The following is a 25,110-nucleotide window of genomic DNA, read 5'->3' as shown; positions in this document are numbered from 1 at the left end:
TAACAATATTTTAATAGCGGGCGATCGCCGCCGCTATTTCAGCTGAGGTTTGCAGAGCGCGAATTTCATTAAACAGGGTCAGCGCCTCGGTATATTCCTTGCGTAAATAGCCTAACCACTGCTTAATTCTCGCCACATGATACAGACCGGTGTCGCCCTGCTTTTCCAGGCGGGTATATTTTTGCAACAGCTGAACCACCTGCGGCCACGGCATGCGCGGTTCGTTGTATTTGATCACCCGGCTAAGATTCGGCACGTTAAGCGCCCCGCGGCCAATCATCACCGAATCGCAGCCGGTGGCGGCCATGCACTCCTGGGCGCTTTGCCAGTCCCAGATTTCACCGTTGGCGACCACCGGGATGGTCAGGCGCTGGCGGATCTCGCCGATCGCCTGCCAGTTGATGCGTTCAGCTTTGTAGCCATCCTCTTTGGTGCGGCCATGCACCACCAGCTCGCTGGCGCCCGCCTGCTGTACCGCGTCGGCGATTTCAAAGCGCCGTTCGCCGCTGTCCCAGCCGAGACGAACTTTCACCGTCACCGGCAGATGATCGGGCACCGCTTCGCGCATGGCTTTCGCCCCGCGATAAATAAGCTCGGGATCTTTCAATAACGTCGCCCCGCCGCCGCTGCCGTTCACCAGCTTCGACGGACAGCCGCAGTTTAAATCCACGCCCCACGAACCCAGCGCCACCGCGCGGGCGGCGTTTTCCGCCAGCCACTCGGGATATTGTCCCAGCAGCTGGACGCGCACGCGGGTGCCGGATGGGGTGCGGCTCTGATGGTGCAGCTCCGGGCACAGCCTGTAGAACGATTTTACCGGCAGCAGCTGGTCCACCACGCGCAGAAATTCGGTGATGCACAGATCGTAATCGTTAACCTCGGTCAGCAGCTCGCGCACCAGCGAATCGAGCACGCCTTCCATCGGCGCCAGTAATACACGCATATCGTTACCCGGAAAAAAAAGAGGCGCTATGGTAGCGCCTCTGTGCGTCGGTTGAAAGATCTCAATGCAGAGCCTCAGCGCGGTTCGAGGCAGTTGTCTTCTTTCCAGCCGTACAGCCATTCCATGCCGCGATAGAACTCCTGCTGGCTTTTGCCCTTCCACAGCAGATTACGCACCTGCCGCTCGACGCCCGCGGCGTGATAAATCCGCCCCATTTCACGGGTTGACCAGACAATCCGCGCGGTACGCGGAATACGTACCGACTCATACAGCGCGAAGGCGCGGGCAGCGTCGCCGTCGCACTGCTGCAGCGCTTTACCGATCGTGACCGCATCCTCCAGCGCCATGCAGGCACCCTGCGCCATATATTGCGCCACCGGATGGGCAGCATCCCCAACCAGGGTAATGCGATCGTTGCCCCACTTTGCAACCGGCTCGCGGTCGGCGGTAGACCAGCGGCGCCAGGACGTTGGCTTGTCGAGCATCTGCCGCGGCCGCGGATGAATCCCTTTAAAGTAAGAGAGCACCTCTTCCTTGCTGCCGTCGCGCACGCCCCACTCTTCGCTTTCACGGCTATGGAAGGTAACCACCAGGTTGTACTGTTTGCCGCCGCGCAGCGGATAGTGCACCAGATGACAGTGCGGCCCGGCCCACAGCACCGGCGCGTTAATCCGCAGGTCTTCCGGCATGTCAGCCGCTTCCACCACCGCGCGGTACACCACGTGGCCGGTGACCCGCGGCGCATCGCCGAGCAGACTCTGGCGCACCACTGACTTCACGCCGTCGCAGCCCAGCAGGATATCGGCGGTCCAGCTGTTGCCCTGATCGTCAAAGACCGTCACGTCATCGGCGGTCTGACGGATATCCACCACCTGAGTCGACGTCCGGTAGTCCACACCGGGATGGGTCAGCGCGGCTTCCCACACGGTGGCGTGAATGTCCACCCGATGGATCACCGCATACGGGCCGCCGAAATGGTCGCGGAAGGCCTGGCCGGTCTCGATACGCACCACCTCTTCCCCATTCACCGCATCCATCATCGTGATATGGTCGGTAAATACCGCCCGCTGGCGCGCCACTTCGCCGACGCCCAGGCTATCCAGCGCCGAAAACGCATTCGGCCCCAGCTGGATACCCGCGCCGATTTCACCGATTTCATGCGCCTTTTCCAGCAGCATCACGTTGATCCCCTGGCGCGCCAGGGAGAGCGCCGTCGCCGCGCCGCCAATGCCGCCGCCGACGATAATTGCTCGCGTCACTTTCGCCATCTTCCCTCCTCCCTAGGCCGGAATTTTGTCTTGTTGATTTTCCGGCGCGGCGGCGATAAACGCCGGTAGCCGGGTACAGGCGTCGTAAACCGCCTGGCAGCGCGGATAATGGCTCAGATCGCACCCCATCCGCTGCGCGTTAGCCCACTGCGGCACCAGGCAGCAGTCGGCGAGCGTCGGCGTATTACCGACGCAGTAATCGCCAGATTTCGCCTGGCGCAGCAACTGCTCCAGCGCACTCAACCCCTGCTGGATCCAGTGGGCGTACCAGCGCTGTTTCTCCTCTTCGCTGACCTTCAGCTCGTCGCTCAGGTAGCGCAAAACCCGCATGTTATTAATCGGATGAATATCGCAGGCGATGGCGTAGACCATCTCCAGCACCCGCATCCGCGCCGGATCCTCCTGCGGCAGCAGCGGCATTTGCGGATAGTGGCGGTCGAGCCAGTCGATTATCGCCAGCGACTGGCCCAGCGATTCACCCTCATCGGTGATAAGCGTCGGCACCAGCCCCACCGGATTGAGCCGCCGGTACTCCAGCGCATTCTGCGCCCCGATGCGGATATTGACCCCAACGGCCTGATAATCAATCCCCTTCAGCGCCAGCGCAATACGCACCCGGTAGGAGGCCGAGCTGTTAAAAAAACTGTACAGCTTCATCGCTCACCTCACACCACGCGAACGGCAACAGGCGTCAGTCCGTCAACGTTGCCGGTGATCACATCGCCCTTCACTACCGCGCCAACGCCTTCCGGGGTGCCAGTGAAAATGAGATCCCCTGGCTGCAGTTCGAAAAAGCCCGAGAGATAGCTGATGGTTTCATTCACCGACCAGATCAGATGGCGAATATCGCTGCGCTGATGATCCTCGCCATTCACCTGCAGCCAGATCCCGGCCTGAGTGACATTGTGGACATCGGCGGCTTTATGCAGCGGCGCGATGGGAGCGGAAAGATCGAAGGCTTTGCCAATTTCCCACGGGCGCCCCATCTGGCGCATCTCCATCTGGCGGTCGCGACGGGTCATATCGAGACCCGTGGCGTAGCCCCAGATATACTCCTGCGCCTGCTCCAGTGGAATATCGCGCCCCTGCTTACCAATCGCCACCACCAGCTCAATTTCGTAATGATAGTTGTCGGTCTGCGCCGGATACGGTAAATCCAGCGTTTCGCCTGCCGCCACCGGTACGACCGCATCGGCCGGTTTGCAAAAGAAGAACGGCGGCTCGCGATCGGGATCGAAGCCCATTTCCCGGGCGTGAGCGGCATAGTTACGGCCAACGCAGTACACGCGGCGTACCGGGAACTGCTCATCGCTGCCAACAACGGGGATGCTAATCGGCGCCTGGGGTGCAAAAACGTATTGAGTCATGATGGTTTTCCTTATTATTAATAACGCGCTTCGCGGAACAGGCCTAAAGCCTCCTGTACCGGACGGTCCGAGAAGCTGAATAACACGCACTCTTCGCTGGCGTTGAACGACACGCCGTGCCAGGTCGGCACCACGAAGATATCTTTCGCCTGGAAGATGAAGGTTTGTTCGCCAATCGTCACCTGACCGCAGCCTTCCACCACGTGGTAGATGGTGCTGTCGGTGGTTTTCGCCACCCGCGAGTGGAACCCTTTCGGCAACAGTTGCAGGAAAGCGCCCATCGAGGGCATCGGATAGCCGCCGGTGACCGGGTTGACGTAGCGCATCTTGTAGCCGTCCCACTCGTCGGCCTCGCCGAAGCGGGTCAGGTCGTGCAGCGCCTCGCGGCTGCGGTCGTAGCGGTAGTTAAAAATCGGCGAGGAATTTCCCACCTGATGGCGCAGCGGCAGCATGTTGGCCGCGTAGCGCGGCAGGTAATCGCCCTCCTGACGGGTGACCGGCTGCTGCTCCTGCGGATAATCCTCCGCAAAACCGCAGCCGAGATAGTTGACCAGCGGTAAATCGAGACCATCCAGCCAGATAACCGGTTCCTCCCCCGGATTGCCGTGGTCATGCCAGCGCCACTGCGGCGTGAGAATAAAATCGCCAGGGCTCATGGCCGTGCGCTCGCCGTCGACGGCAGTAAACGCGCCATGGCCTTCCACGACAAAGCGCAGCGCCGACTGGTTATGACGGTGGCTCGGCGCCACCTCACCGGGCATGATCAGCTGCAGGCCGGCATACAGTGATGAGGTAATAGACGACTGGCCGCGCAGCTGCGGGTTCTCCAGCACCAGTACCCGGCGCACCGCTTCTTTGGCGCCGATGAGCTGCCCGCTCTCCAGTAGCAACGGGCGAATTTCCTGGTAGTTCCAGTACGCCGGGGCGCAGTTGGCATTCGGCGTTTGCGGCACCAGATGGTGCAGCGATTCCCACAGCGGGGTCAGATTCTGCCCGGAAATCTGGTGATAGAACTGCTGGCGATCGCGGCTCGCCTCGGTGGTGAATGATGTCATTATTCTTCTCCTTACTTATTCACGATGCCGGTGGAGGGCAGCGCGTCGGGTACCGATCCAGAGTGGCGGACCGCCAGCGTCAGCAGGATAAGCATCCCCGCGCTGACCGCAGCCGGAACCGCAATAACGTAAAACAACGTACTGAAAGAGAGATTCATCGCCATCATCATGCCGCCGGAGAGCGAGCCGACGATGGCGCCGCAGCGGCCGACGGCATTAGACCAGCTGACGCCGGTGGCGCGACTTTGGGTGGGATAGAGCGTGGCGGTTAGCGCATTAAGCCCCACCTGTGAACCGCTGACGCCGATGCCGGTACCGAAGATCGCCAGCGCCATCAGCCAGAGTCCGTTTTCGCTTAAACCAATCATCACGATGCTCAGCGCGCCCAGACAGTAGCTCAGCGCCAGCACACGGAAGGGATTAAAGCGGTCCATCAGGACGCCGAGCAGTAAAGCACCCATCGTGCCGCCGATCTGAAACGCGGCGGTGACCCACGAGGCATGCTGGAGATCTATCCCGCGATGGTTAAGCAGCGTCGGCATCCAGCTGGAGAGCAAATAGATAATCAGCAGGCTCATAAAGAACACCACCCAGAGCATCAGGGTGATCGCCAGCTGGCGGCCGACAAACAGCTGGCCAATGCTGCCTTTCGGCCCGGCCGCCGGTTCATCCAGCCAGAAATGGGTATCGGGGTAGCGCTCGCCGGTGATAGCGCTGACCGTTCTGGCGATGGTCGCCTGCGGCAGTCCGCGGCGCACCTGCCAGCGAGGCGATTCCGGCAGCACCCACAGCAGCGCGACAGCCAGCAGCAGCGGCAGGATCCCGCCCAGCGCCAGAATGCCGTGCCAGCCGATATGCGCCACCAGCTGCGCGCTGACCACGCCGCCCAGCGCCGAGCCAAGCGTGAAACCGCAGAACATCAGGGTCACTAACGCCCCGCGGCGGCGGGCGGGCAGATATTCCGAGGTCATGGTAATGGTGTTGGGCATCGCCCCGCCCAATCCCAGACCGGTGAGAAAACGCAGGATCACCAGCATTTCAAGATTCGTCGAGAACGCGGAGAGCAGGCTAAATAAGCCAAACAACGCGACGCAGAACTCAATCACCCGTTTTCGGCCAAAGCGGTCGGAAAGCGGGCCGCAGAGCAGCGCCCCGGCGGTCAATCCCAATAGTCCGGCGCCAAACAGCGGCGCGAGTTCGCTGGCGCTCAGTTGCCAGTGAACGCGGATATCGGGGGCGATAAAACCAATGGCGGCGGTGTCGAAACCATCAAGCATCACCACCAGAAAACAGCAGATAATCACACGCCACTGCAGGGCGCCAACCGGCGCTGCGTTGAGTAAGGTCTGTAGTTCACGTCGTTGAGCCATAATGATGCCTCAGTGCAGGTCAGGGTAGATGTTGTATTTATTTCTTTTATGTTGCGATTTTGTAATCATGGCGATGAAATGTACAATGGCTTTTCGGGCGCAGACATAACCTGGAGGTTATCGACTGATGGCGAACTGGACGCAAAAACTGAAGCTGCAGCATCTGAAAATGCTGGTGGCGCTGGGTGAGCAAGGCAACCTGACCCAGGTGGCGAAAATGATGAATATTACCCAGCCCGCGCTCTCCAAATGGCTGACGCAGTTTGAAGATGAGGTAGGCATGCCGCTCTTTGAGCGCCACAGTAAGGGACTGCGCCCTTCGGAAGGGGGGAAACTGCTGATCCAGCACGCCCAGCGGCTGATCAACGACATGTCGCGATCGCAGTATGAGATTGAGCGCTTTAAGCAAGGCGGTCTGGTCGGCAGCCTGATGATCGGCTGCTCACCGGTGGCGACAGACTGCGTGGCGCAGGCGATCCTCGCCCTGCTCAACGAGATGCCGACCCTGCATCTGAATATTGAAGAGAAAGTGATGACCCCACTGCTGCACGATCTGCTCTCCGGGGTGGTGGATGTGGTCGTGGGCCGGGTCGGTGGACGCGCGCTCGAACTGCCGCTCAACTATCGGGTGCTGTATACCGAACCGGTCTGTTTTGTCGCCCGTCCCGACCATCCGTTAGCCAGCCGGGCGCACCTGAGCTGGGCGGATCTCGCCGCCTGGCGCTGGATTGTCTGGCCCACCGGCACCCCCATTCGCCAGAGTATTGATAACGCCCTCGTGGATAACGGCGTGATGCTCCCGGAGAACACCATTGAGTCGGCCTCGATGAACGTCACCAGCAATTTGCTGCAAAGCAGCGATATGATCTCTATTCTTTCCTTGCGGCTGGCGCAGCATTACGCCGAACATCGCCAGCTGGCGATTCTTAATTTGCCGCGTATAGAGCAAAAAGGTAGCGTTGGGGTGTTCTGGCGCAAAAGCGAAGTGCCCTCCCAGGCCCTCGCCCGCTTTCTGCACTATCTCGCCGCCTAGCGTGCTCGCCGAATAACCGGTCGGTTCCTGTTGTCTATGTCCGGGATGCGCAGAATTCATGATGTGATCGGTAGCACATTTTAGGGATTAATTGTATGATGAATGCAGTTCATCAAGGGTTAATACCATGAGTAAATCGCTGACTATTATCTGGCAGTACCTGCGGGCCTTCGTCCTGATTTACGCCTGCTTATACGCCGGAATTTTTATCGCCGGGCTGCTGCCCATCACTATCCCCGGCAGCATCATCGGCATGCTGATCCTCTTCGTGCTGCTGGCGCTGCAAATTATGCCGCCGCAATGGGTCAATCCTGGCTGCAATATCCTCATCCGCTATATGGCGCTGCTGTTCGTCCCCATCGGCGTCGGCGTGATGCAGTACTGGGATCTGCTGCGCGCTCAGCTGGGGCCGGTCGTTATCTCCTGCGCCATCAGCACCCTTGTGGTGTTTGTGGTGGTGAGCTGGAGCTCTCACCTGGTGCATGGCGAACGTAAAGTGATTGGGCAAAAGGAAAAGAAAAATGATGCATGAAATCTGGTGGTCGCTGCCGCTAACCCTGATCGTCTTTTTCCTCGCCCGCAAACTGGCGGCCCGGTTTAAATTCCCGCTGCTCAACCCGCTGCTGGTGGCGATGGTGGTGATAATTCCGTTTCTGCTGCTGACCGGGATCTCCTATGAGCGTTATTTTGCCGGCAGCAAAGTTCTCAACGATCTGCTGCAGCCGGCGGTGGTCGCGCTGGCCTTTCCGCTGTATGAACAGCTGCACCAGATCCGCGCGCGCTGGAAATCAATCATCACGATCTGCTTTATCGGCAGCTGCGTGGCGATGATCACCGGTACCACCGTCGCCTTGCTGATGGGCGCCACACCGCAAATTGCCGCCTCTATTCTGCCTAAGTCAGTCACAACGCCGATTGCCATGGCGGTCAGCGGCAGTATCGGCGGCATTCCGGCCATCAGCGCCGTGTGCGTAATTTTTGTCGGCATCCTCGGGGCGGTGTTTGGTCACACCCTGCTTAACCTGATGCGCATTCGCACTAAAGCATCGCGCGGCCTGTCGATGGGCACCGCCTCGCACGCCCTCGGCACCGCCCGCTGTGCGGAACTGGACTATCAGGAAGGGGCTTTCAGCTCTCTGGCGCTGGTGCTGTGCGGGATCATCACCTCCCTGCTGGCGCCGTTTTTATTTCCGCTCATTCTCGTGGTAGTGGGTTGAAAATGTGATATATATCACATTTATTAGTGCAACAAATTAAAGTTGCACGAACAATGAGATGTAAATCACACCAGAACCCCCTGGACGCCCGTACACTGGCTTCCCATTACATTGTTATGAGGCAACGCTATGCACTCACGTTTTCAAGCTGCTTTGACGACTCTGGCAGCAGACCTGCAGGCGGCCATCGCCCCGATGCTCGCCGACCCGCACTTCCCGGCGCTGCTTGAAGCCGAACAGGTGGCGACGCTGCAACATGCGACAGGTCTGGACGAAGACGCGCTGGCCTTTGCGCTACTGCCGCTTGCCGCGGCCTGCGCGCGCGCCGACCTTTCTCATTTTAACGTCGGGGCTATCGCCCGCGGCGTCAGCGGTCGCTGGTACTTCGGCGGCAACATGGAGTTTCCTGGCGCCACCATGCAGCAGACCGTTCACGCCGAGCAGAGCGCCATCAGCCACGCCTGGCTGCGCGGCGAGACCTCCCTGCGCGCTATTACGGTGAACTACACGCCGTGCGGCCATTGCCGTCAGTTTATGAACGAACTGAACAGCGGACTGGCGCTGCGCATTCATCTGCCGGGCCGCGAAGCGCATGCCCTGGAGCACTATCTGCCGGACGCCTTTGGTCCGAAAGATCTGGAGATCAAAACCCTGCTGATGGATGCACAGGACCATGGCTTCCCGGTGAGCGGCGATGCCCTGACCCAGGCAGCCATTCAGGCCGCCAACCGCTGCCATGCGCCCTACAGCCACTCGCCCTCCGGCGTGGCGCTGGAGCTGAAAGACGGCACCATTTTCAGCGGCAGCTATGCGGAAAACGCGGCGTTCAATCCGACGCTGCCGCCGCTGCAGGGGGCGCTGAATCTCCTGAGCCTCAACGGCTATGATTATCCCGCTATCCAGCGGGCAATCCTCGCGGAGAAAGCCGACGCGGCGCTGATCCAGTGGGATGCCACCGTCGCCACCCTGAAGGCGCTGGGCTGCCAGAATATCGAGCGCGTCCTGTTAGGTTGATCAGCCTGAGCAGATTGCCGGATGACGGTTTCGCCTTATCCGGCCGACCTGATATACCGTCGACCTGATATACCGAGATGTTGTCGGGTGGCGCTACGCTTACCCGACCTTGTATTATTCCTTTCGTGCAGAGAGAACCGGCCAGTTCTTTCTGCCATGCAGTCCGGATGCCGCACCCGACCTTAGATCCTCAAATCTGTGTCGTAGATAATTCGCACCGGACTGCGCTCCTCCACAAGTGATAAACCGAACAGTATCATGGACCGGAACACCCGGTACCCCGCATTTGCAAGGATGGTTACACCATGGAAAACAAACTCCACTTTATCGGCATTGATGTTGCCAAAGCTAAACTCGATGTCGATATGCTGCGCCCTGATGGCCGTCACCGCAGCAAGAAATTTGCCAACACCCCAAAAGGCCATAACGAGCTCGTCAGCTGGTTGTGCGGTCATCAGGTCAGCAATGCCCACGTCTGCATGGAAGCGACCGGGACGTATATGGAAGATGTCGCCGCTCATCTCTCTGACGCGGGGTATCTGGTCTCCATTATCAATCCGTTGCTCAGCAAAGCGTTCGTCCAGAGCCAGGGAATACGCAGCAAAACCGATACGGTGGATGCCCGCCAGCTGGCGTATTTTTGCCGGGAGAAACGCCCGGTGATATGGGAAGCCCCCCATCCGGTTGAGCGGGCCCTGCGGGCGCTGGTGCTGCGGCATCAGGCACTGACGGAAATGCATGTTCAGGAGCAGAACCGGCGGGAAAGTGCCCGTGAAGTTCAGTTGCCGAGTATCGACATGCACCTGCTGTGGCTGGAGACGGAACTGAAGCGTATCGAAAAGCAGATAAAAGACCTGACGGATGATGATCCGGATATGAAGCACCGTCGCAAACTGCTGGACAGTATCCCGGGGATCGGAGCGAAAACATCGGCGGTGTTGCTGGCTTACGTGGGGCTGAAAAACAGATTCCTGGAAGCGAGGCAGTTCGCGGCGTTCGCGGGTCTGACACCAAAGCAGCATGAATCAGGCAGCAGCATCCGGCGGGTGAGTCGGATGAGTAAAATGGGTCATATGTCGCTGCGCCGTGCGCTGTACATGCCGGCAATGGTGACGCTGTACAAGACAGAATGGGGTCGGATATTCAGGGAACGACTGGAGAAGAGCGGAAAAAATGCAAAGCTGATCATCGGTGCAATGATGCGGAAGCTGGCACAGGTGGCGTACGGGGTCCTGAAATCGGGACGCCCGTTCGATGCCACGCAGCATACGGAAAATGCTTGCATGGCATAACAGTATCTACGGTTCGCGCCATGGCGAGCTGAAGATCTCTATGCCGGGTGTCGGCTCACGCCTTACCCGACCTGCGTTCGGCGATCTGTCTATATTGCTGAAAATCCCCGCAATCAAACGCGGGTTTCTTGCGCTTACCCGGCGGGTAAAGTAGCCTGAAGACTCCGTTGTCTATTATTGAGCCAAGTTCATGTTAAAGCGTGTGTTCTACAGCCTGTTAGTCCTGCTCGGCCTGCTGCTGTTGACCGTGCTGGGCCTTGACCGCTGGATGAGCTGGAAAACCGCGCCCTATATCTATGATGAGCTGCAGGACCTGCCCTACCGTCAGGTCGGCGTGGTGCTGGGCACCGCCAAATATTACCGCACCGGCGTCATCAATCAGTATTACCGCTACCGCATCCAGGGCGCGCTGAACGCCTACAACAGCGGCAAGGTCAACTATCTGCTGCTGAGCGGCGATAATGCTCTGCAAAGCTACAATGAACCGATGACCATGCGTCGGGACCTGATTAAAGGCGGCGTCGATCCTGCCGATATCGTGCTGGACTATGCCGGCTTCCGTACGCTCGACTCGATTGTCCGCACCCGCAAAGTGTTCGATACCAACGACTTCATTATCATCACCCAGCGCTTCCACTGCGAACGGGCGCTGTTTATCGCCCTGCATATGGGGATCCAGGCCCAGTGCTACGCGGTGCCGTCGCCGAAGGATATGTGGAGCGTGCGGCTGCGCGAGTTCGGCGCCCGCTTTGGCGCGCTGGCGGACCTCTATATCTTCAAACGGGAACCGCGCTTTCTCGGCCCTCTCATCCCGATTCCGGCTCAACAGCATGACGTACCGGATGACGCCCAGTCCTACCCTGCAGTCACTCCGGAGCAGCTGCTGGAGCTGCAGAAAAACACAAAACCCGCCAATGAGTGATATAAGATGCATTAATCATGCGATGCCAAAACAATGCGTATTATAAGTAACGTTAATTTCATAAATGCTCTTTAATGCGTAATATTTCACTCATCATCTTTTTTGGAGGGCGAGATGGAAACATTAACGGTACAAGCCTTTCTCAATGCGGAGTGGCAAGACATTGCGTTGATAAAATTCCCCGGTAGTGAGCAAGGGGACTGGTTTACAACACAAATCGACTATCTTACCGATTACGCCATCGACTTTCTGGAACGCGATGACTATCACGCCGTGTCGCTCAACCATCCCGTTTCGCTTTATTTTGAGGATCACGGAAATCCTGGATGGTTAAGATTTATAGACGATATCATTCCAGGCGGCGCCAGCCGACGTTACTGGGTTAACTTTTTAGATATCAGTGAACTTCCTCAGGGCCAGCAGAATTTCATCTTGCTCAAATTCGGCACGATGTCGCCAGTGGGAAATTTACGCATTAAAGACTCGGTGCCGGACTGGGATAGTCTGGCAAGCAGTAAAACGTTCTCTGTCACTGATGTCATGAATCGTGCCAGTGATTTTCTCGACTATGCCCAGGAACGAGGAGCCGCAGCAGGAGGGGCTACATTATCCCTCTCTCTGGTTGCCGCGATTTGATATCAGAAGAGACGATGATGGCCGGATAATGAGATTGGGAATGGAGTCAGTCTATTCTCTGTTACAAAAAGCGCCAGCGACGATACTTGATCATGAAACCACGCTGCGGATCCTGATCGAAAAGATCACATCCAGTAATATGGTAAGAGTACAGAATTATCGCTTTGATGTTCAAGGATTTATCATCGATTGGGTACGTCGAGACTTATTAAACATTATTTTTGGCAATAGTGATAACCATGGACGTAATACTGCATTTATGAAAGCAGATAATGAAATTACCCTTGCGCCAATCTACGATTTTGCACCAATGAAAGCCGACCCGGAAGGTATACCGCGCACGATGAAGTGGTCATTAGCCTGCGAATCAGGAGGCGAATATAACTTTGGCGCCATCGCACAAGCTTTGGCTGAATGGATCGCCCCTGACACATTGCTTAATGCTTTAAGTGAAACCGCATCTCAACTCGTTGATTTACCATCCCGTCTTAAAGCACGCGGCGTTCCTGTTCAGATTCTGGAAATGCCATCCATTGGTTTTAAATTTATACCTGACAAACTCGCTCGCTGGGGGCTGTTATGAAGACCCTGAATAAAAAAGAAACAGAAATCCAAAATACCTTAGCCAGGCTGCGGGCGGATAACCCACCATCCCTACCCGCCACCGGGGTAACGGCTACGGAAAAAAAAGCTCGTTCAGAGATAAGCAGACAACGCGTCTCGGCTGGTTTAAAAAAAGTCAAAACGGTCGATCGTCAGGCGGTCATTCACGCCATTATCCATGACATCATGCTAGGCGCCATCAGCCAGGGAGAGGCCCTGAAAAAACTGAGAGTAGAAGTTCTGGGTTTACGCCAGGATGAATATGCCCGGCTAGTGGATGTCTCTCGTAAGACCTTATCTGATGTGGAAAATGATAAAGGCAATTATTCTGCCGAGATCATTAATAAAATCTATAAGCCGTTTGGCCTTGAAACAGGACTCGTCCCTATTTCTAAAACACTTATTTCTTCTCTATTTAAATAGTAAAAACCCGCGCCTGGCGCGGGTTTTTGATGCGTTCAATCTTATTTCTTACGGGCATATTTCAGGGAGTCCAGCGCCACGGCGAAGATAATAATCGCCCCCTTAATAATGTACTGCCAGTAAGGGTTGACGCCGATGTAGGTCAGGCCGTAGTTGATGACGGTAAAGATAATCACCCCGGTCACCACGCCAAACACCGTCCCTACCCCGCCGCTGAACGAGACGCCGCCCACCACGCAGGCGGCAATGGCGTCCAGTTCATACATAAAGCCGAGGTTATTGGTCGCCGAGCCGATACGCCCGGCTTCCAGCAGACCGCCGAAGGCGTAGAACACGCCGGAAAGGGCATAGATCATCAGCAGGTTTAACGCCACGTTAACCCCGGAGACTTTCGCCGCTTCCGGGTTACCGCCGATAGCGAAGATGTTTTTACCAAAGCGCGTCTTGTTCCACAGGATCCAGACAAAGAAGACGGCAATCAGCGCGTAGAAGGTAATGTAGGACAGGCGGAACGAGCCCAGCGCCACAAATCCCTGGGCAAAATGGGAGAAGTGGCTGTCAAAACCGGAGATCGGCGATGCGCCCACGAAGTCGTAATACAGCGAGTTAATGCCGTAGACGATGATCATGGTGCCGAGGGTGGTAATAAACGGCGTCACGTTCAGGTAGGCGATAACGATCCCGTTAATCAGGCCGATGACCGCCCCGATGGCGCATACCAGCAGGATCACCAGTGGGATCGGCATGGTTGCCATATCCGGGAACACTTTGTTGGCATTATCCACCGCCTGCAGCATGGTGGCGGCAATCACCGCCGCCAGTCCCACCTGACGGCCAGCGGAGAGGTCGGTCCCCTGCGTGACGATAAGCCCGGCCACGCCGAGGGCAATAATAATACGCACCGAGGACTGGGTCAGGATATTACTCAGGTTGAGCAGACTTAAAAATGTCGGATCCTGGAAAATAATAATAGCTAACAGGACCAGAAGGACGACATATATCCCACCCTCTTTCAGGTAAGTGAGAAAACTCTTTTTATTTAACGCACTCATGTGAAGCCCCTGATCTTAAAGGTGCAATGACGCAAGACGCAGTATTTCGTTTTGCGTGGTGGTTTTAGTTTCAACAATGCCCGCGACCAGGCCATTGCTCATCACCAGAATGCGGTCGGTAATCCCCAGCAGTTCCGGCATTTCGGAAGAAATAATAATGATCCCTTTGTCTTTTTTAGCCAGCTCGGCAATCAGCTGGTAGATCTCAAACTTGGCGCCGACGTCGATACCGCGCGTCGGCTCGTCCAGCATCAGGATCTCCGGCTGGGTGAGCAGCCAGCGGCCTATAATGACCTTTTGCTGGTTACCACCGGAAAGCGAACCGATCTGCGTATGCTGGCCGGGAGTTTTAACGCGCATCGAGTCAATAACCCATTGGGTATCGCTCTTCATTCGCGCGTTATCCAGCAAGCCGACGCTGTTTTTATATTTCTTAATATTGGAGATCAGCGAGTTAAAACCGATATCCAGATAGGCATAGATCCCGGTGGAGCGCCGCTCCTCGGTCACCAGCGCAAAACCGTGGTTAATCGCCTCGTTGGCGCTGTGGTTGTTGATCTTCTTCCCGTGCAGGGTGATGGTGCCGCTGGCCTTCTCACGGATGCCGAAAAGGGTCTCCACGATATCGGTGCGTTTAGCGCCAACCAGGCCGGCGATACCGAGAATTTCGCCTTTATGCAGATCAAAGGAGACATCGCGAATCGACGGCTGGCGCAGCGAGGTCAGATTGCGCACCTGAAGGATCACTTCCCCCGGGGTATTTTCGCGATCCGGAAAACGCTGGTTGAGCGAGCGCCCGACCATCATGGCGATGATCTTGTCCATATCCAGCCCTTCCAGCGGCTGAGTGGCGATCCACTGGCCGTCGCGCAGGATGGTTATTTCATCGCACAGCTGGAAAATTTCTTCCATTTTGTGCGAGATATAGACGATACCGCAGCCACGATCTTTCAGCTTGCGGATGATCTTAAACAGATGGTTGACCTCTTTTTCGGTCAGCGATGACGTCGGTTCGTCCATGATGACGATTTTGGCGTCATAGGAAAACGCCTTGGCGATCTCAATCATCTGCATCTGGGATACCGATAAGGTGCCGACGCGGGCGCGCGGGTCAATATCAATATCCAGCTCATCAAAAATGGCCTTGGTATCCCGGTACATTTTGTCCTGATCGACAAACATACCTTTGGTGGGATAGCGCCCGAGCCACATGTTATCCATGACCGAACGCTGTAATACCAGGTTTAATTCCTGATGCACCATCGAAATACCGTTTTCCAGGGCTTCTTTCGCCGAATGGAAATCGATCTCTTTTCCCTGAAAAAGAATGCTACCGGAATCTTTTTGATAGATCCCAAACAGGCATTTTAATAATGTCGATTTGCCGGCGCCGTTTTCCCCCATTAACGCATGAATGGAGTGCGGACGAACCTTCAGGTTGACATTATCAAGAGCCTTGACGCCAGGAAACGATTTGTTGATGTTGGTCATCTCCAACAAATATTCGCCTGACCGTTCGCTATTATTGCTGACCATAGTTATACCTGGCTGCGTTCATGCACGCCCCGTCCGGCGCAATAGCGCCAGCAGGAGTCTGGTTCTGTATCAGGAATAATCGGGCGTGGTTAAACCACGCCCGCAACTCACATCACGATTATTTGCCGGTAAACTGGCTCAGGTTGTCTTTATCGACGCCCACGTACGGTACGCGAACGATCTTGTTGTCAATTTTCCAGTTGGTGCCCGCTGCGGCATCTTTACCTTCGGCGAGGTTTTTCGCCAGATCGAAGGTCGCTTTCGCCTGGTTGTTAGCATCGTTCAGCACGGTACCGGCCATTGCGCCGGATTTCACCAGCGCCAGCGCTTCTGGCAGGGCATCAACGCCGAATACCGGAATGCTGCTCTTGTTGTGCGCTTTCAGCGCTTCAACCGCCCCCATCGCCATGGCATCGTTGTTGGCGATCACCACTTCAATCTTGTTCGCATTCGGGCCAGAGAGCCAGGCGTCCATTTTGTCTTTCGCCTGTGCGGTATCCCACATGGCGGTATCCAGCTGCAGCTGCTGGGTCTTCAGACCTTTATCGTTCAGCTCTTTGATAACGTAGGTAGTACGCGCTTCCGCATCCGGATGGCCCGGCTCGCCTTTCAGCAGGACGAACTGGATCTGGCCGTCTTTATTCAGATCCCAGTTCGGGTTGGCTTTCCAGTGCTTAGCGATCAGATCGCCCTGAATAATCCCGGACTCTTTCGAGTCAGTACCGACGTAATAAGCTTTGTCGTAACTATCCAGCGCTTTGCGGGAAGGCTCTTTGTTGAAGAACACCACCGGAATATCCTGCCCGCGCGCTTTTTCAATCACCGTTCCCGCAGCCGCCGGGTCAACCAGGTTGATCGCCAGCGCCTTCACGCCTTTCGCCAGCAGCACGTCAATCTGATCGTTTTGTTTCGACTGATCGTTCTGTGAGTCATTCATCAGCAGCTGGACGTCTGGCGCGGATTTGCCATCTTTTTCAATCGCCTTACGCACCACCGACATAAAGTTGTCGTCATATTTATAAATTGTCACGCCGATACGGGTATCTGCTGCGTGTGCGGCGGCGCCAAATAACAGACCAGCCATTACAGCAGACAGGGTAAACACCTTCTTATTCATGGAATCTCCGGTTTTATTATGCAGGGTCATTATTGTGAAAGAATGCGGGCGGGGGGTTGTTGCATTAGTGTTACCGCACAACGCATTTCACGACGAAAATTCGGTCTTCCGTGTCGGGTAACGCTCCAGGAAAATACGACTCTACTACTCGTTTAACGCCTTGTTCCTACTTAAAAAAGTGAGGATTACTCATCACCTTGTGGTTCAGACTGGTAAACGCTGCCATCATAATCAGGAGAATGTTAATATACTGTGAATTTACTCACAAATTGAAAGCGGTTACATACCGTCGCCGCTTCAGTTAGTGATCGGCCCCACAGTTTGCCGCTGGGTGACAGAATGGCGGCGCACCAGCGTCGGCATAAAGCAGTGCGTCGCCTCGCGATCCAGCTTGCCGGCCGCCCCCAGCAGCGCCAGCTCGGTAGCCAGCTTTGCCATCGACATCACCGGATAGCGCACGGTGGTGAGCTGCGGATCGGTGTAACGGGAAATAGGAATATCATCAAAGCCAATCAGCGACAGATGCTGCGGCACGACAATGCCGTTGTCCTTCAGGGTCGTCAGCGCGCCGGCCGCCATGCTGTCGTTATAGGCAAACACTGCGGTGAGACCGAGATTACGCCCCAGCAGTTCGACCATCGCCGCCTCGCCGCCCTGCATATCCGGGGAGCCAGAGCCGACCCAGCTGTCCGGGGCGATGATGCCCTGCTCCTGCAGCGCTTTGCTCCACCCTTCCCGGCGCATATCGTCATCTTCAATGCCGTGATTTGAGGAGAGATAGCCGATGCGCTGGTGACCGTGATTGAGCAGCATGCGGGTGGCCATCAGCGCGCCGCTGACGTTGTCGAGCCCGACGCAACGATGGGCAAAGCCCGGCACGATGCGGTTGATCAGCACCATTCCCGGGATATGTTGCATAAAGTCGCTCAGCTCTTCATCGCTGAGCGCTTTCGAATGGACGATCAGCGCCGAGCAGCGCTGGCGGATCAGCACCTCGATGGCGTGACGCTCTTTTTCCGCCTCGTGATAGCTGTTGCCGATCAACACATATTTTTGATGCTGCTGGGCGACGGTATCCACCGCTTTCACCAGCGCACCAAAGAAGGCATCGGAGACGTCCATCACCACCACGCCGATGGTATCGCTCACCTGGGTGGCCAGCGCCTGGGCGTTGGCGTTGGGCCGGTAGCCCAGCTGGGTCACCGCTTTCATTACGGCGTCGCGCGTATCCGGACTCACCAGCGCGCTGTTGTTCAGCACCCGCGACACAGTGGCCACGGATACACCCGCCTGGCGGGCAACATCACGAATGGTGATCATACTCAGCGACCTTTAGAGAATTACAGCACGTCACATTCACCTCCTGTGCTCAGCAAGGAGGCTATTCTGGCAGTGACCCGCGGTCCGCTACGTGAGTGAAGTCACACGGCTGGAAACGTTTACATCCGTTTTGTTAATGATTGTGATCGAGATCGTTATCTGGATGTGTCTTTGAGTGATGTGCCTGACGCACGCAGGGTTAGCTGACGCCACAGCCATTCCACCGGCCCCTGGCGGAAGCGGCGCAGCCAGAGCCATGAGACGAGGAGGTTAACGGCCCAGATGGGGGGAACAAAGGCCAGCAGCTGCAGGCGATCGAAGCGCATAAACAGCCCGAGATGATAAAACAGGGTGGTGCAGATCAGGGTCTGCAGCAGGTAGTTGCTCAGCGCCATGCGTCCGACGCAGGCGATAGCGCCCACCAGCCGGAAACGGCACAGCTGCGGCCAGTAACCCCAGGCCAGCGAGGCATAGCCGATTGCCTGCAACGGGGCGCTCAGTTCGCGCGGCGCCTGCAGCAAAAACGCACACCAGCGATAGTCCCAGGCCAGATACCACTGGGCGAATATTGCCGGCAGATTGACCGCCATCCCGGCCACCACCAGCAGGGCGCCTGTGCGCCGGTAGTGACGCAGGCTGAACTGCCCTTTGAGCCAGCCGCTGCGCATCAGCGCCGCGCCCATCAGCATCATCCCCGCCAGCTGCCAGCCATACTGAGCGCCCAGGGCCAGCAGATTATCCGATAGCATATCCGCCCGGTTGCTGACCGCCTCCATGCCGCCATGCAGCTTCCAGTACTGCTCATACTGCAGGTTCGCCGCATCCGGCACCCAGGAGCGATTCGCCGCCGTCCCGGAGATGACCCCCAGCAGGACCAGCACCGCAATACCGATGAGGTAGAGCACCACTCCGGTGTTGAACAGCGATTTAACATGCTGCGCCTCACGCACCATGCGCCAGCTCACCAGCCCCACCAGGGCATAAGCCAGCAGAATGTCGCCATCCCAGAAAAAAAGACCGTGAATGAAACCGAGCAGCGCCAGCAACGTCAGCCGCGACTGGATCCAGCGTTTTCCCCTGGGGAGCAGCAGCTGTAAACCGGCGCCAAACAGCAGCGCGAACAGGGTAAGGAATTTTACCTGCGCCAGCAGGTCGAGGAGTGCCCAGGTCCAGGCATCGCTGAGGGACGCGCTTCCTGACCAGGCGGGATTGAGGTAAGCGGCCTTCGGCAAGCCGAAGGCGCTGATATTGAGAAGCAGGATACCGAGGATGGCGACGCCGCGGACAAAGTCCAGCGTGACATTTCTCTCCATGTACCCTGCTCCGTTTTAGTTGTGGTGACGTACTGCGCGCAGGAATTCCTGGCGGGTATTCTGGCTGGATTTAAACAGGCCACCGAGAGAGGTGGTGGTGGTGGCGCTGGTCGCGTCGCGGATGCCACGCGCTTTCACGCAGTAATGCACTGCGTCAATGGATACCGCCACGTTGCTGGTGCCGAGCAGCGTCTGCAGCGCGATCAGGATCTGCTGGGTCAGACGCTCCTGAACCTGCGGACGCTGGGCGAAAAACTGCACTATGCGGTTGATTTTCGACAGGCCGATCACCGAATCTTTCGGGATATAGGCTACGGTCGCTTTACCATCGATGGTGACGAAATGGTGTTCGCAGGTGCTGGTCAGGGTGATATCGCGCACGGTAACCATTTCATCAACCTTCATTTTGTTTTCAATGACGGTGATTTTCGGGAAGCGGGAGTAATCCAGCCCGGAGAAGATCTCATCGACATACATTTTGGCGATGCGATGCGGGGTCTCCATCAGACTGTCATCACTCAGATCCAGATTCAGCAGTTGCATAATCTCGGTCATATGACCGGTAATCAAACGCTTGCGTGTTTCGTTATCAATTTCTTGTACTGGCGCACGCATCGGCGTCTCCAGCCCACGAGCGACCAGCGCTTCATGAACGAGGACGGCTTCTTTACTCAGTGATGACATTTGGGTTTCTCCTGCAGGTGTGGCGCTCTTTGCTTTTTCTGGGGGCAAAGTTTGTATTCATTGTGCGTGAGGTGGCGCACAGAATCCAGTAGCCGTCACGATAATTATTGAAATTGGCGCTGCCTTTTATTAAGGCCTGAAGCCGCGCCTCAGGCGCGGCACCAAATCCTTATCGCCGAATCCGGAATGATCTAACCGCTGTACGCATCCATAAGCGCCATCGCTACGCCAGCATGTTGGCTATAAGTTGCATTAATGATGCAGTAAGTTCTCAAAAGGAGAAAGTGAAAGTTACTCACCGGCTTATGAAATATCTGTATTATGGATATTTACGCGCACACCCCTTCCGAGGAGCCTTGCATGGAACTGCTTGAAGAGCATCGCTGTTTTGACGGCCGGCAACAACGCTGGCGTCATCACTCCCCTGTCCTGAACTGCGCCATGACGTTCAGCATTTTTTTACCGCCTGAGCGCGAAACGCCGCCACCGGTGTTGTACTGGCTGTCCGGGCTGACCTGTAACGACGAAAACTTTACCACCAAGGCGGGCGCCCAGCGCATTGCTGCCGATCTCGGCATCGCGCTGGTGATGCCGGACACCAGCCCGCGCGGTGACGAGGTGGCCAACGACGACGGTTACGATCTGGGACAAGGCGCCGGCTTCTACCTGAATGCCACCGAGGCGCCGTGGGCGGCGCACTATCGGATGTATGATTATCTGCGCGATGAACTGCCCGCGCTGATCCGCAGCGAGTTTAGCGTCGGCGAACGCTGCGCCATCAGCGGCCACTCGATGGGCGGTCACGGCGCGCTGGTGATGGCGCTCAAAAATCCGGGCCGCTACGCCAGCGTCTCCGCCTTCGCGCCGATCGTCAATCCCGGCCAGGTGCCATGGGGCAGGAAAGCGTTTACCGCCTATCTTGGCGCCGATGAATCGACGTGGCAGTCGTGGGACAGCTGCGCGCTGATGCAGGCCAGCCAGCCGGCTGACGCCGTGCCGACGCTGATCGACCAGGGCGATAACGATCCGTTCCTCGCCGGGCAATTACAGCCAGCGGTGCTGGCAGAGGTCGCGCGGCAGAAAGCCTGGCCGTTAACCCTGCGTATCCAGCCCGGTTACGACCACAGCTATTACTTCATTGCCTCGTTTATTGAAGACCATCTGCGCTTCCATGCGCAGCATCTCTTTGCCTAAACGCAAAATGCGCCGCGAAGCAGCTTCGCGGCGCATATTCAGGCCCGCAGGCCGCGTTTTAGTGCCGACGATCAGAAGCGATAATCGACCGCCATAAAGTAGCGACGGCCCTCTTCGGTGTAGCTGTAGTCGTCCCGGCTCAGATCTTTATCACCCACGTTCTGCACCCCGGAGCGCAATTTCACGTTTTTGGTGACCTGCCATGCTGCACCGACGTCAAACAGGGTGTAGCCGCCCGGCGTTTTGCCGGTGGCGCTCACCGCGCGCTGCTGACCGGTATAGTTGGCCGTGACGTAGAAGGACCAGTCGTCCAGCGGTTTCCAGTCGAGCGTGCCGTTGGCGGTATGGAACGGCAGCGTCTGCAGCGGTTTGTCGCCGCCGTTGCTCAGATCGCGACCATCGTTGTAGGTGTAGTTCACCGTCAGCTTCCACTCATCGCCAAACGGGATCTTCACCTCCGTCTCCACCCCTTTGATGCGGGCTTTGTTGACGTTGAAATAGCGGAAGATCGGCACACGCTTGCCGTTAACGGTTTTCCAGCCGACAAAGTTCGGGTAGCCCGGCGCTTCGCTGGCGCTGGAGGTGCGCAGAACATCGATCATGTCGTCGACATTATTCTGGAAGGTGGTGATGCTGCCTTCGACATCCTGCAGCCAGCCCTCTTCCCCACGGTAGTAGAGACCGAGCTCGAAGCTTTCACTGGTTTCCGGTTTCAGATCCGGGTTACCGACGATGCTGCACGAGCCGCGGCAGGAGTTGGTGGTCCAGTCGGGGTTAAGCTGCAGCAGCGACGGGGCTTTAAACGCCGTCGCCCAGCCGCCTTTGACGGTGACGGTATCGGTGGCGTTATACACCAGATAGGCGCGCGGGCTCCAGTGATCGCCATAGGTCTGATGGTCGTCCATACGAATGCCGGTGGTCAGCGCCAGCGGCTCGATGATGCGCCATTCGTCTTCAAGAAAGAGAGCGTACTGGCTGGCCGACGTTGACTGGCCGCCGCTGCTCAGGTTGACCGGATCTTTCAGTTTGTCGTGGCGCCATTCGCCGCCGAAGGTCACCAGCTGGTTAATCATGCCCAGCGGCAGAACGTACTTCCCGTCGATAGCATTGCTTTCCGAGGTAATAGTCCCGCTCTGCCCTGGATTTTTGTTATCCACCTTTTCGCCGTAGAACTTGAGCTCGCTGTTGCCCATATCCCAGCGGCCGTTATGACTCAGGGAGTAGTTCTCACGCTCAAGGCGGTTGCGGTCAAGGGAATCGGAATCACGATCCTGACGGTCAAAGCCATAGCCCGCGGTAAAATCGTGGTTTTCGTTCGGCGTCCAGGCGAATTCAACATTGCCATCGCGGCTGGTGAAGCCCTCGATGCGCGGCGTCTCGCCGGTGGCATTACTGGAAGATTGCGGATCGTCCTTGGCGCGTTTTGCCAGGCTGCCGTAGGCCTTCATCCCGAGCACGCCGTCGATCAGCGGGCCGCTGGTAAAGAACTGTCCGTTCCAGGTATCGCCGCGGTCGCGGTGCTCCTGAATGGTGGTATCGGCGCTCAGCGTCCCGGTCCATTTTTGGCCAATTTTTTTGGTAATAATGTTGACCACGCCGCCGAGCGCATCGGAGCCGTAGAGGGAGGACATCGGGCCGCGCACCACTTCGATACGCTCAATGGCATCCACCGGGATCCAGTTCAGGTCGAAGTCGTTGTGGCGGAAAACGGCATTACGGGAGTTGACGCGCTTTCCGTCAACCAGGATCAGGGTATAGCTGCTGCTCAGACCGCGAATGCTGACGCCCTTACGGTTATCCCCTTCGTTAGTGAGCTGGACCCCGGGGACGTCGCGCAGTACATCTTTCAGGTTCTGGACGGGCTTGCGTTGTAAATCCTGCTGGGTGATGACGCTGATGCTCGCCGGCGCGTCTTTGACGCTCTGTTCAGTGGCCGAGGCGGTCACCACCAGCGTTTCTTCATTCACATCGGCAAGGGCCGGAAACGCCAACGATACGACGGACGCAGACAATCCCGCCCGGATAAAAGGGTTTAACCTGAACATTCCAAATCTCCATGAGGTGTACAACCAAACAAACAAAAAGGTGCTGCTCACACGCGCTGGCGATGTGCCGCTCTGTCGGCGGCATGCTCGCGCTGTTTTCTTGTCGATGTGGCTGGTCGCCCGATGTCAGTCTGTACAAGCGACAGAGACGGGGAGTGGCTTCATCCGTAATGGGCGAAAATGATAAAGATAATGATTACGATTATCAATATAATTATGAAGAATTGTGACAAGCTGTAACCGCACAGACATAAAAAAAGCCCTCTTTTCAGAGTAATGCCGATCAGTTAAGGATCAGTTGATCGATCCAGTGGCTGTGTAAGAATCCGGAAATGCTCACCCGTTTCCGGATTTTTTTATGCACATTGGACAGGCTCTTGATCTGGTATCCCGTTACGATTCTCTGCGTAACCCACTGACTTCTCTGGGCGACTATCTGGACCCGGAACTCATTTCCCGCTGTCTGGCCGAAGCCGGTACCGTCACCCTGCGCAAGCGTCGCCTGCCGCTGGAAATGATGGTCTGGTGCATTGTCGGCATGGCGCTTGAACGTAAAGAACCCCTTCATCAGATCGTCAACCGTCTGGACATCATGCTGCCGGGCAGTCGTCCCTTCGTCGCCCCCAGCGCGGTGATCCAGGCCCGTCAGCGTCTGGGAAGCGAAGCCGTCCGCCGCGTATTCTCGCAGACAGCACAGCTCTGGCATAACGCCACGCCGCATCCACACTGGTGCGGCCTGACCCTGCTGGCCATTGATGGTGTGTTCTGGCGCACACCGGACACACCAGAGAACGATATCGCCTTCCCCCGCCAGACGCATGGCGGAAACCCGGCACTCTACCCACAGGTTAAAATGGTCTGCCAGATGGAGCTGACCAGCCATCTGCTGACGGCAGCAGCCTTCGGCACGATGAAAGACAGCGAAAATGCGCTCGCGGAGAAACTTATAGAGCAAACCGGCGATAACACCCTGACGCTAATGGATAAAGGCTATTACTCACTGGGTCTGCTGAACGCATGGAACCAGGCGGGAGAACACCGGCACTGGCTGATCCCTCTGAAAAAAGGCGCGCAGTACGAAGAGGTCAGAAAACTGGGTAAAGGCGACCACCTGGTGAAGCTGAAAACCAGCCCGCAGGCACGAAAAAAGTGGCCGGGTCTGGGAAATGAGATGACAGCCCGCCTGCTGACCATCACGCGCAAAGGAAAAGTCTGCCATCTGCTGACGTCGATGACGGACGCCATGCGCTACCCCGGCGGGGAAATGGCGGATCTGTATAGCTATCGCTGGGAAATTGAGCTGGGTTACCGGGAGATAAAGCAGACGATGCAACTGAGCAGGTTGACACTGAGAAGTAAAAAGCCGGAGCTTGTGGAGCAGGAGTTGTGGGGCGTGTTGCTGGCTTATAATCTGGTGAGATATCAGATGATTAAAATGGCAGGGCAACTGAAAGGATACTGGCCAAATCAGCTGAGCTTCTCAGAGTCCTGCGGGATGGTGATGCGGATGCTAATGACGTTGCAGGGCGCTTCACCGGGTCGTATCCCGGAGTTGATGCGTGATCTTGAAAGTATGGGGCAGTTAGTCAAGTTACCGATAAGGAGGGAAAGGGTCTTCCCAAGGGTGGTGAAAGAGAGGCCTCAGAAATACACCACCGCCCTGAGAAAGGGCCAGTCAGTTGCTTAACTGACTGGCATTACTCTTT

General features: G+C 56.8%; 24 protein-coding genes. 11 read left to right on the top strand and 13 right to left on the bottom strand.

The window, feature by feature from the left end; genetic code table 11:
* Positions 1 to 10 precede the first annotated feature (10 nt).
* The 6 genes from dusC to mhbT form a co-directional block, all read right to left on the bottom strand.
* A complete protein-coding gene (gene dusC, locus B8P98_RS08975; RefSeq protein ID WP_025713960.1) occupies positions 11 to 943 on the bottom strand; it encodes a tRNA dihydrouridine(16) synthase DusC in 933 nt (310 codons plus the stop codon).
* A 74-nt stretch (positions 944 to 1,017) separates the two neighbouring features.
* A complete protein-coding gene (locus B8P98_RS08970; protein ID WP_025713961.1) occupies positions 1,018 to 2,211 on the bottom strand; it encodes a 3-hydroxybenzoate 6-monooxygenase in 1,194 nt (397 codons plus the stop codon).
* A gap of 12 nt (positions 2,212 to 2,223) precedes the next feature.
* Positions 2,224 to 2,868 carry a maleylacetoacetate isomerase gene (gene maiA, locus B8P98_RS08965; RefSeq protein ID WP_025713962.1) on the bottom strand — a complete coding sequence of 215 codons (645 nt, stop codon included), beginning with the start codon at positions 2,866 to 2,868 and terminating at the stop codon, positions 2,224 to 2,226.
* Between the two features lie 8 nt (positions 2,869 to 2,876).
* Entirely contained in the window at positions 2,877 to 3,578 is a 702-nt protein-coding gene (locus B8P98_RS08960; protein ID WP_080898060.1) for a fumarylacetoacetate hydrolase family protein, read from the bottom strand.
* A 17-nt stretch (positions 3,579 to 3,595) separates the two neighbouring features.
* Positions 3,596 to 4,633 carry a gentisate 1,2-dioxygenase gene (gene gtdA, locus B8P98_RS08955; protein ID WP_080898061.1) on the bottom strand — a complete coding sequence of 346 codons (1,038 nt, stop codon included), beginning with the start codon at positions 4,631 to 4,633 and terminating at the stop codon, positions 3,596 to 3,598.
* Between the two features lie 11 nt (positions 4,634 to 4,644).
* Entirely contained in the window at positions 4,645 to 6,003 is a 1,359-nt protein-coding gene (gene mhbT, locus B8P98_RS08950; protein WP_080898062.1) for a 3-hydroxybenzoate transporter MhbT, read from the bottom strand.
* Positions 6,004 to 6,130: 127 nt separating this feature from the next.
* On the opposite strand from mhbT, the gene B8P98_RS08945 reads away from it, so the two are divergent.
* The 9 genes from B8P98_RS08945 to B8P98_RS08905 all read left to right on the top strand — a co-directional run bounded on the left by B8P98_RS08945 (position 6,131) and on the right by B8P98_RS08905 (position 13,143).
* Positions 6,131 to 7,036, top strand: coding sequence for a LysR substrate-binding domain-containing protein (locus tag B8P98_RS08945; RefSeq protein WP_025713966.1), 906 nt, complete (start codon positions 6,131 to 6,133; stop codon positions 7,034 to 7,036).
* 127 nt (positions 7,037 to 7,163) lie between these two features.
* On the top strand, positions 7,164 to 7,568 hold the full coding sequence (locus tag B8P98_RS08940) for a CidA/LrgA family protein (protein ID WP_004201620.1): 405 nt from the start codon (positions 7,164 to 7,166) through the stop codon (positions 7,566 to 7,568).
* Positions 7,558 to 8,253 carry a CidB/LrgB family autolysis modulator gene (locus B8P98_RS08935; protein WP_080898063.1) on the top strand — a complete coding sequence of 232 codons (696 nt, stop codon included), beginning with the start codon at positions 7,558 to 7,560 and terminating at the stop codon, positions 8,251 to 8,253. Before B8P98_RS08940 ends, B8P98_RS08935 begins: the two co-directional genes overlap by 11 nt.
* A 129-nt stretch (positions 8,254 to 8,382) precedes the next feature.
* Complete coding sequence (gene cdd, locus B8P98_RS08930; RefSeq protein ID WP_080898064.1) at positions 8,383 to 9,267, top strand: cytidine deaminase; 885 nt, start codon at positions 8,383 to 8,385, stop codon at positions 9,265 to 9,267.
* A gap of 305 nt (positions 9,268 to 9,572) precedes the next feature.
* Complete coding sequence (locus B8P98_RS08920) at positions 9,573 to 10,559, top strand: IS110 family RNA-guided transposase (protein WP_025714927.1); 987 nt, start codon at positions 9,573 to 9,575, stop codon at positions 10,557 to 10,559.
* A gap of 190 nt (positions 10,560 to 10,749) precedes the next feature.
* Entirely contained in the window at positions 10,750 to 11,481 is a 732-nt protein-coding gene (gene sanA / locus B8P98_RS08915) for an outer membrane permeability protein SanA (RefSeq protein ID WP_008804033.1), read from the top strand.
* Positions 11,482 to 11,595: 114 nt separating this feature from the next.
* Positions 11,596 to 12,117 (top strand): hypothetical protein, encoded by a 522-nt coding sequence (locus tag B8P98_RS32125; protein ID WP_025714688.1) that lies wholly within the window; start codon positions 11,596 to 11,598, stop codon positions 12,115 to 12,117.
* The gene (locus B8P98_RS32120; protein WP_223170034.1) at positions 12,050 to 12,700 is read left to right on the top strand and encodes a HipA domain-containing protein; all 651 of its coding nucleotides are present in this window, start codon (positions 12,050 to 12,052) and stop codon (positions 12,698 to 12,700) included. Before B8P98_RS32125 ends, B8P98_RS32120 begins: the two co-directional genes overlap by 68 nt.
* Complete coding sequence (locus B8P98_RS08905; protein WP_012541033.1) at positions 12,697 to 13,143, top strand: helix-turn-helix transcriptional regulator; 447 nt, start codon at positions 12,697 to 12,699, stop codon at positions 13,141 to 13,143. Before B8P98_RS32120 ends, B8P98_RS08905 begins: the two co-directional genes overlap by 4 nt.
* Before the next feature lie 41 nt (positions 13,144 to 13,184).
* Here the strand turns inward: B8P98_RS08905 and mglC are convergent, their stop codons facing one another.
* The 6 genes from mglC to folE form a co-directional block, all read right to left on the bottom strand.
* Positions 13,185 to 14,195, bottom strand: a complete 1,011-nt coding sequence (gene mglC / locus B8P98_RS08900; RefSeq protein ID WP_002912871.1) for a galactose/methyl galactoside ABC transporter permease MglC — start codon at positions 14,193 to 14,195, stop codon at positions 13,185 to 13,187.
* Between the two features lie 15 nt (positions 14,196 to 14,210).
* The gene (mglA, locus tag B8P98_RS08895; protein ID WP_080896937.1) at positions 14,211 to 15,731 is read right to left on the bottom strand and encodes a galactose/methyl galactoside ABC transporter ATP-binding protein MglA; all 1,521 of its coding nucleotides are present in this window, start codon (positions 15,729 to 15,731) and stop codon (positions 14,211 to 14,213) included.
* 118 nt (positions 15,732 to 15,849) lie between these two features.
* Positions 15,850 to 16,848: a galactose/glucose ABC transporter substrate-binding protein MglB gene (mglB, locus tag B8P98_RS08890; RefSeq protein WP_025713883.1), complete on the bottom strand. Its 999-nt coding sequence runs from the start codon at positions 16,846 to 16,848 to the stop codon at positions 15,850 to 15,852.
* A 297-nt stretch (positions 16,849 to 17,145) separates the two neighbouring features.
* Positions 17,146 to 18,168: an HTH-type transcriptional regulator GalS gene (gene galS / locus B8P98_RS08885; RefSeq protein ID WP_025713884.1), complete on the bottom strand. Its 1,023-nt coding sequence runs from the start codon at positions 18,166 to 18,168 to the stop codon at positions 17,146 to 17,148.
* 155 nt (positions 18,169 to 18,323) lie between these two features.
* Positions 18,324 to 19,481, bottom strand: coding sequence for a DUF418 domain-containing protein YeiB (gene yeiB / locus B8P98_RS08880; protein WP_080896936.1), 1,158 nt, complete (start codon positions 19,479 to 19,481; stop codon positions 18,324 to 18,326).
* 15 nt (positions 19,482 to 19,496) lie between these two features.
* On the bottom strand, positions 19,497 to 20,165 hold the full coding sequence (gene folE, locus B8P98_RS08875) for a GTP cyclohydrolase I FolE (RefSeq protein ID WP_023290444.1): 669 nt from the start codon (positions 20,163 to 20,165) through the stop codon (positions 19,497 to 19,499).
* A gap of 360 nt (positions 20,166 to 20,525) precedes the next feature.
* Between folE and fghA the strand changes: the two genes are divergently transcribed.
* Positions 20,526 to 21,359, top strand: a complete 834-nt coding sequence (fghA, locus tag B8P98_RS08870) for an S-formylglutathione hydrolase (RefSeq protein ID WP_095032887.1) — start codon at positions 20,526 to 20,528, stop codon at positions 21,357 to 21,359.
* A 71-nt stretch (positions 21,360 to 21,430) separates the two neighbouring features.
* Here fghA and cirA read toward each other — a convergent pair whose 3' ends face one another.
* Positions 21,431 to 23,404, bottom strand: a complete 1,974-nt coding sequence (gene cirA, locus B8P98_RS08865; RefSeq protein WP_025713887.1) for a catecholate siderophore receptor CirA — start codon at positions 23,402 to 23,404, stop codon at positions 21,431 to 21,433.
* Positions 23,405 to 23,762: 358 nt separating this feature from the next.
* Here cirA and B8P98_RS08860 point away from each other — a divergent pair, with 358 nt between their 5' ends.
* Positions 23,763 to 25,091, top strand: coding sequence for an IS4 family transposase (locus tag B8P98_RS08860; RefSeq protein WP_080896980.1), 1,329 nt, complete (start codon positions 23,763 to 23,765; stop codon positions 25,089 to 25,091).
* Positions 25,092 to 25,110 lie beyond the last annotated feature (19 nt).

The sequence above is a fragment of the Klebsiella quasivariicola genome (assembly GCF_002269255.1).
GTDB classification, from domain to species: Bacteria; Pseudomonadota; Gammaproteobacteria; order Enterobacterales; family Enterobacteriaceae; genus Klebsiella; species Klebsiella quasivariicola.
This window is presented reverse-complemented; position numbering and strand designations above follow the sequence as displayed.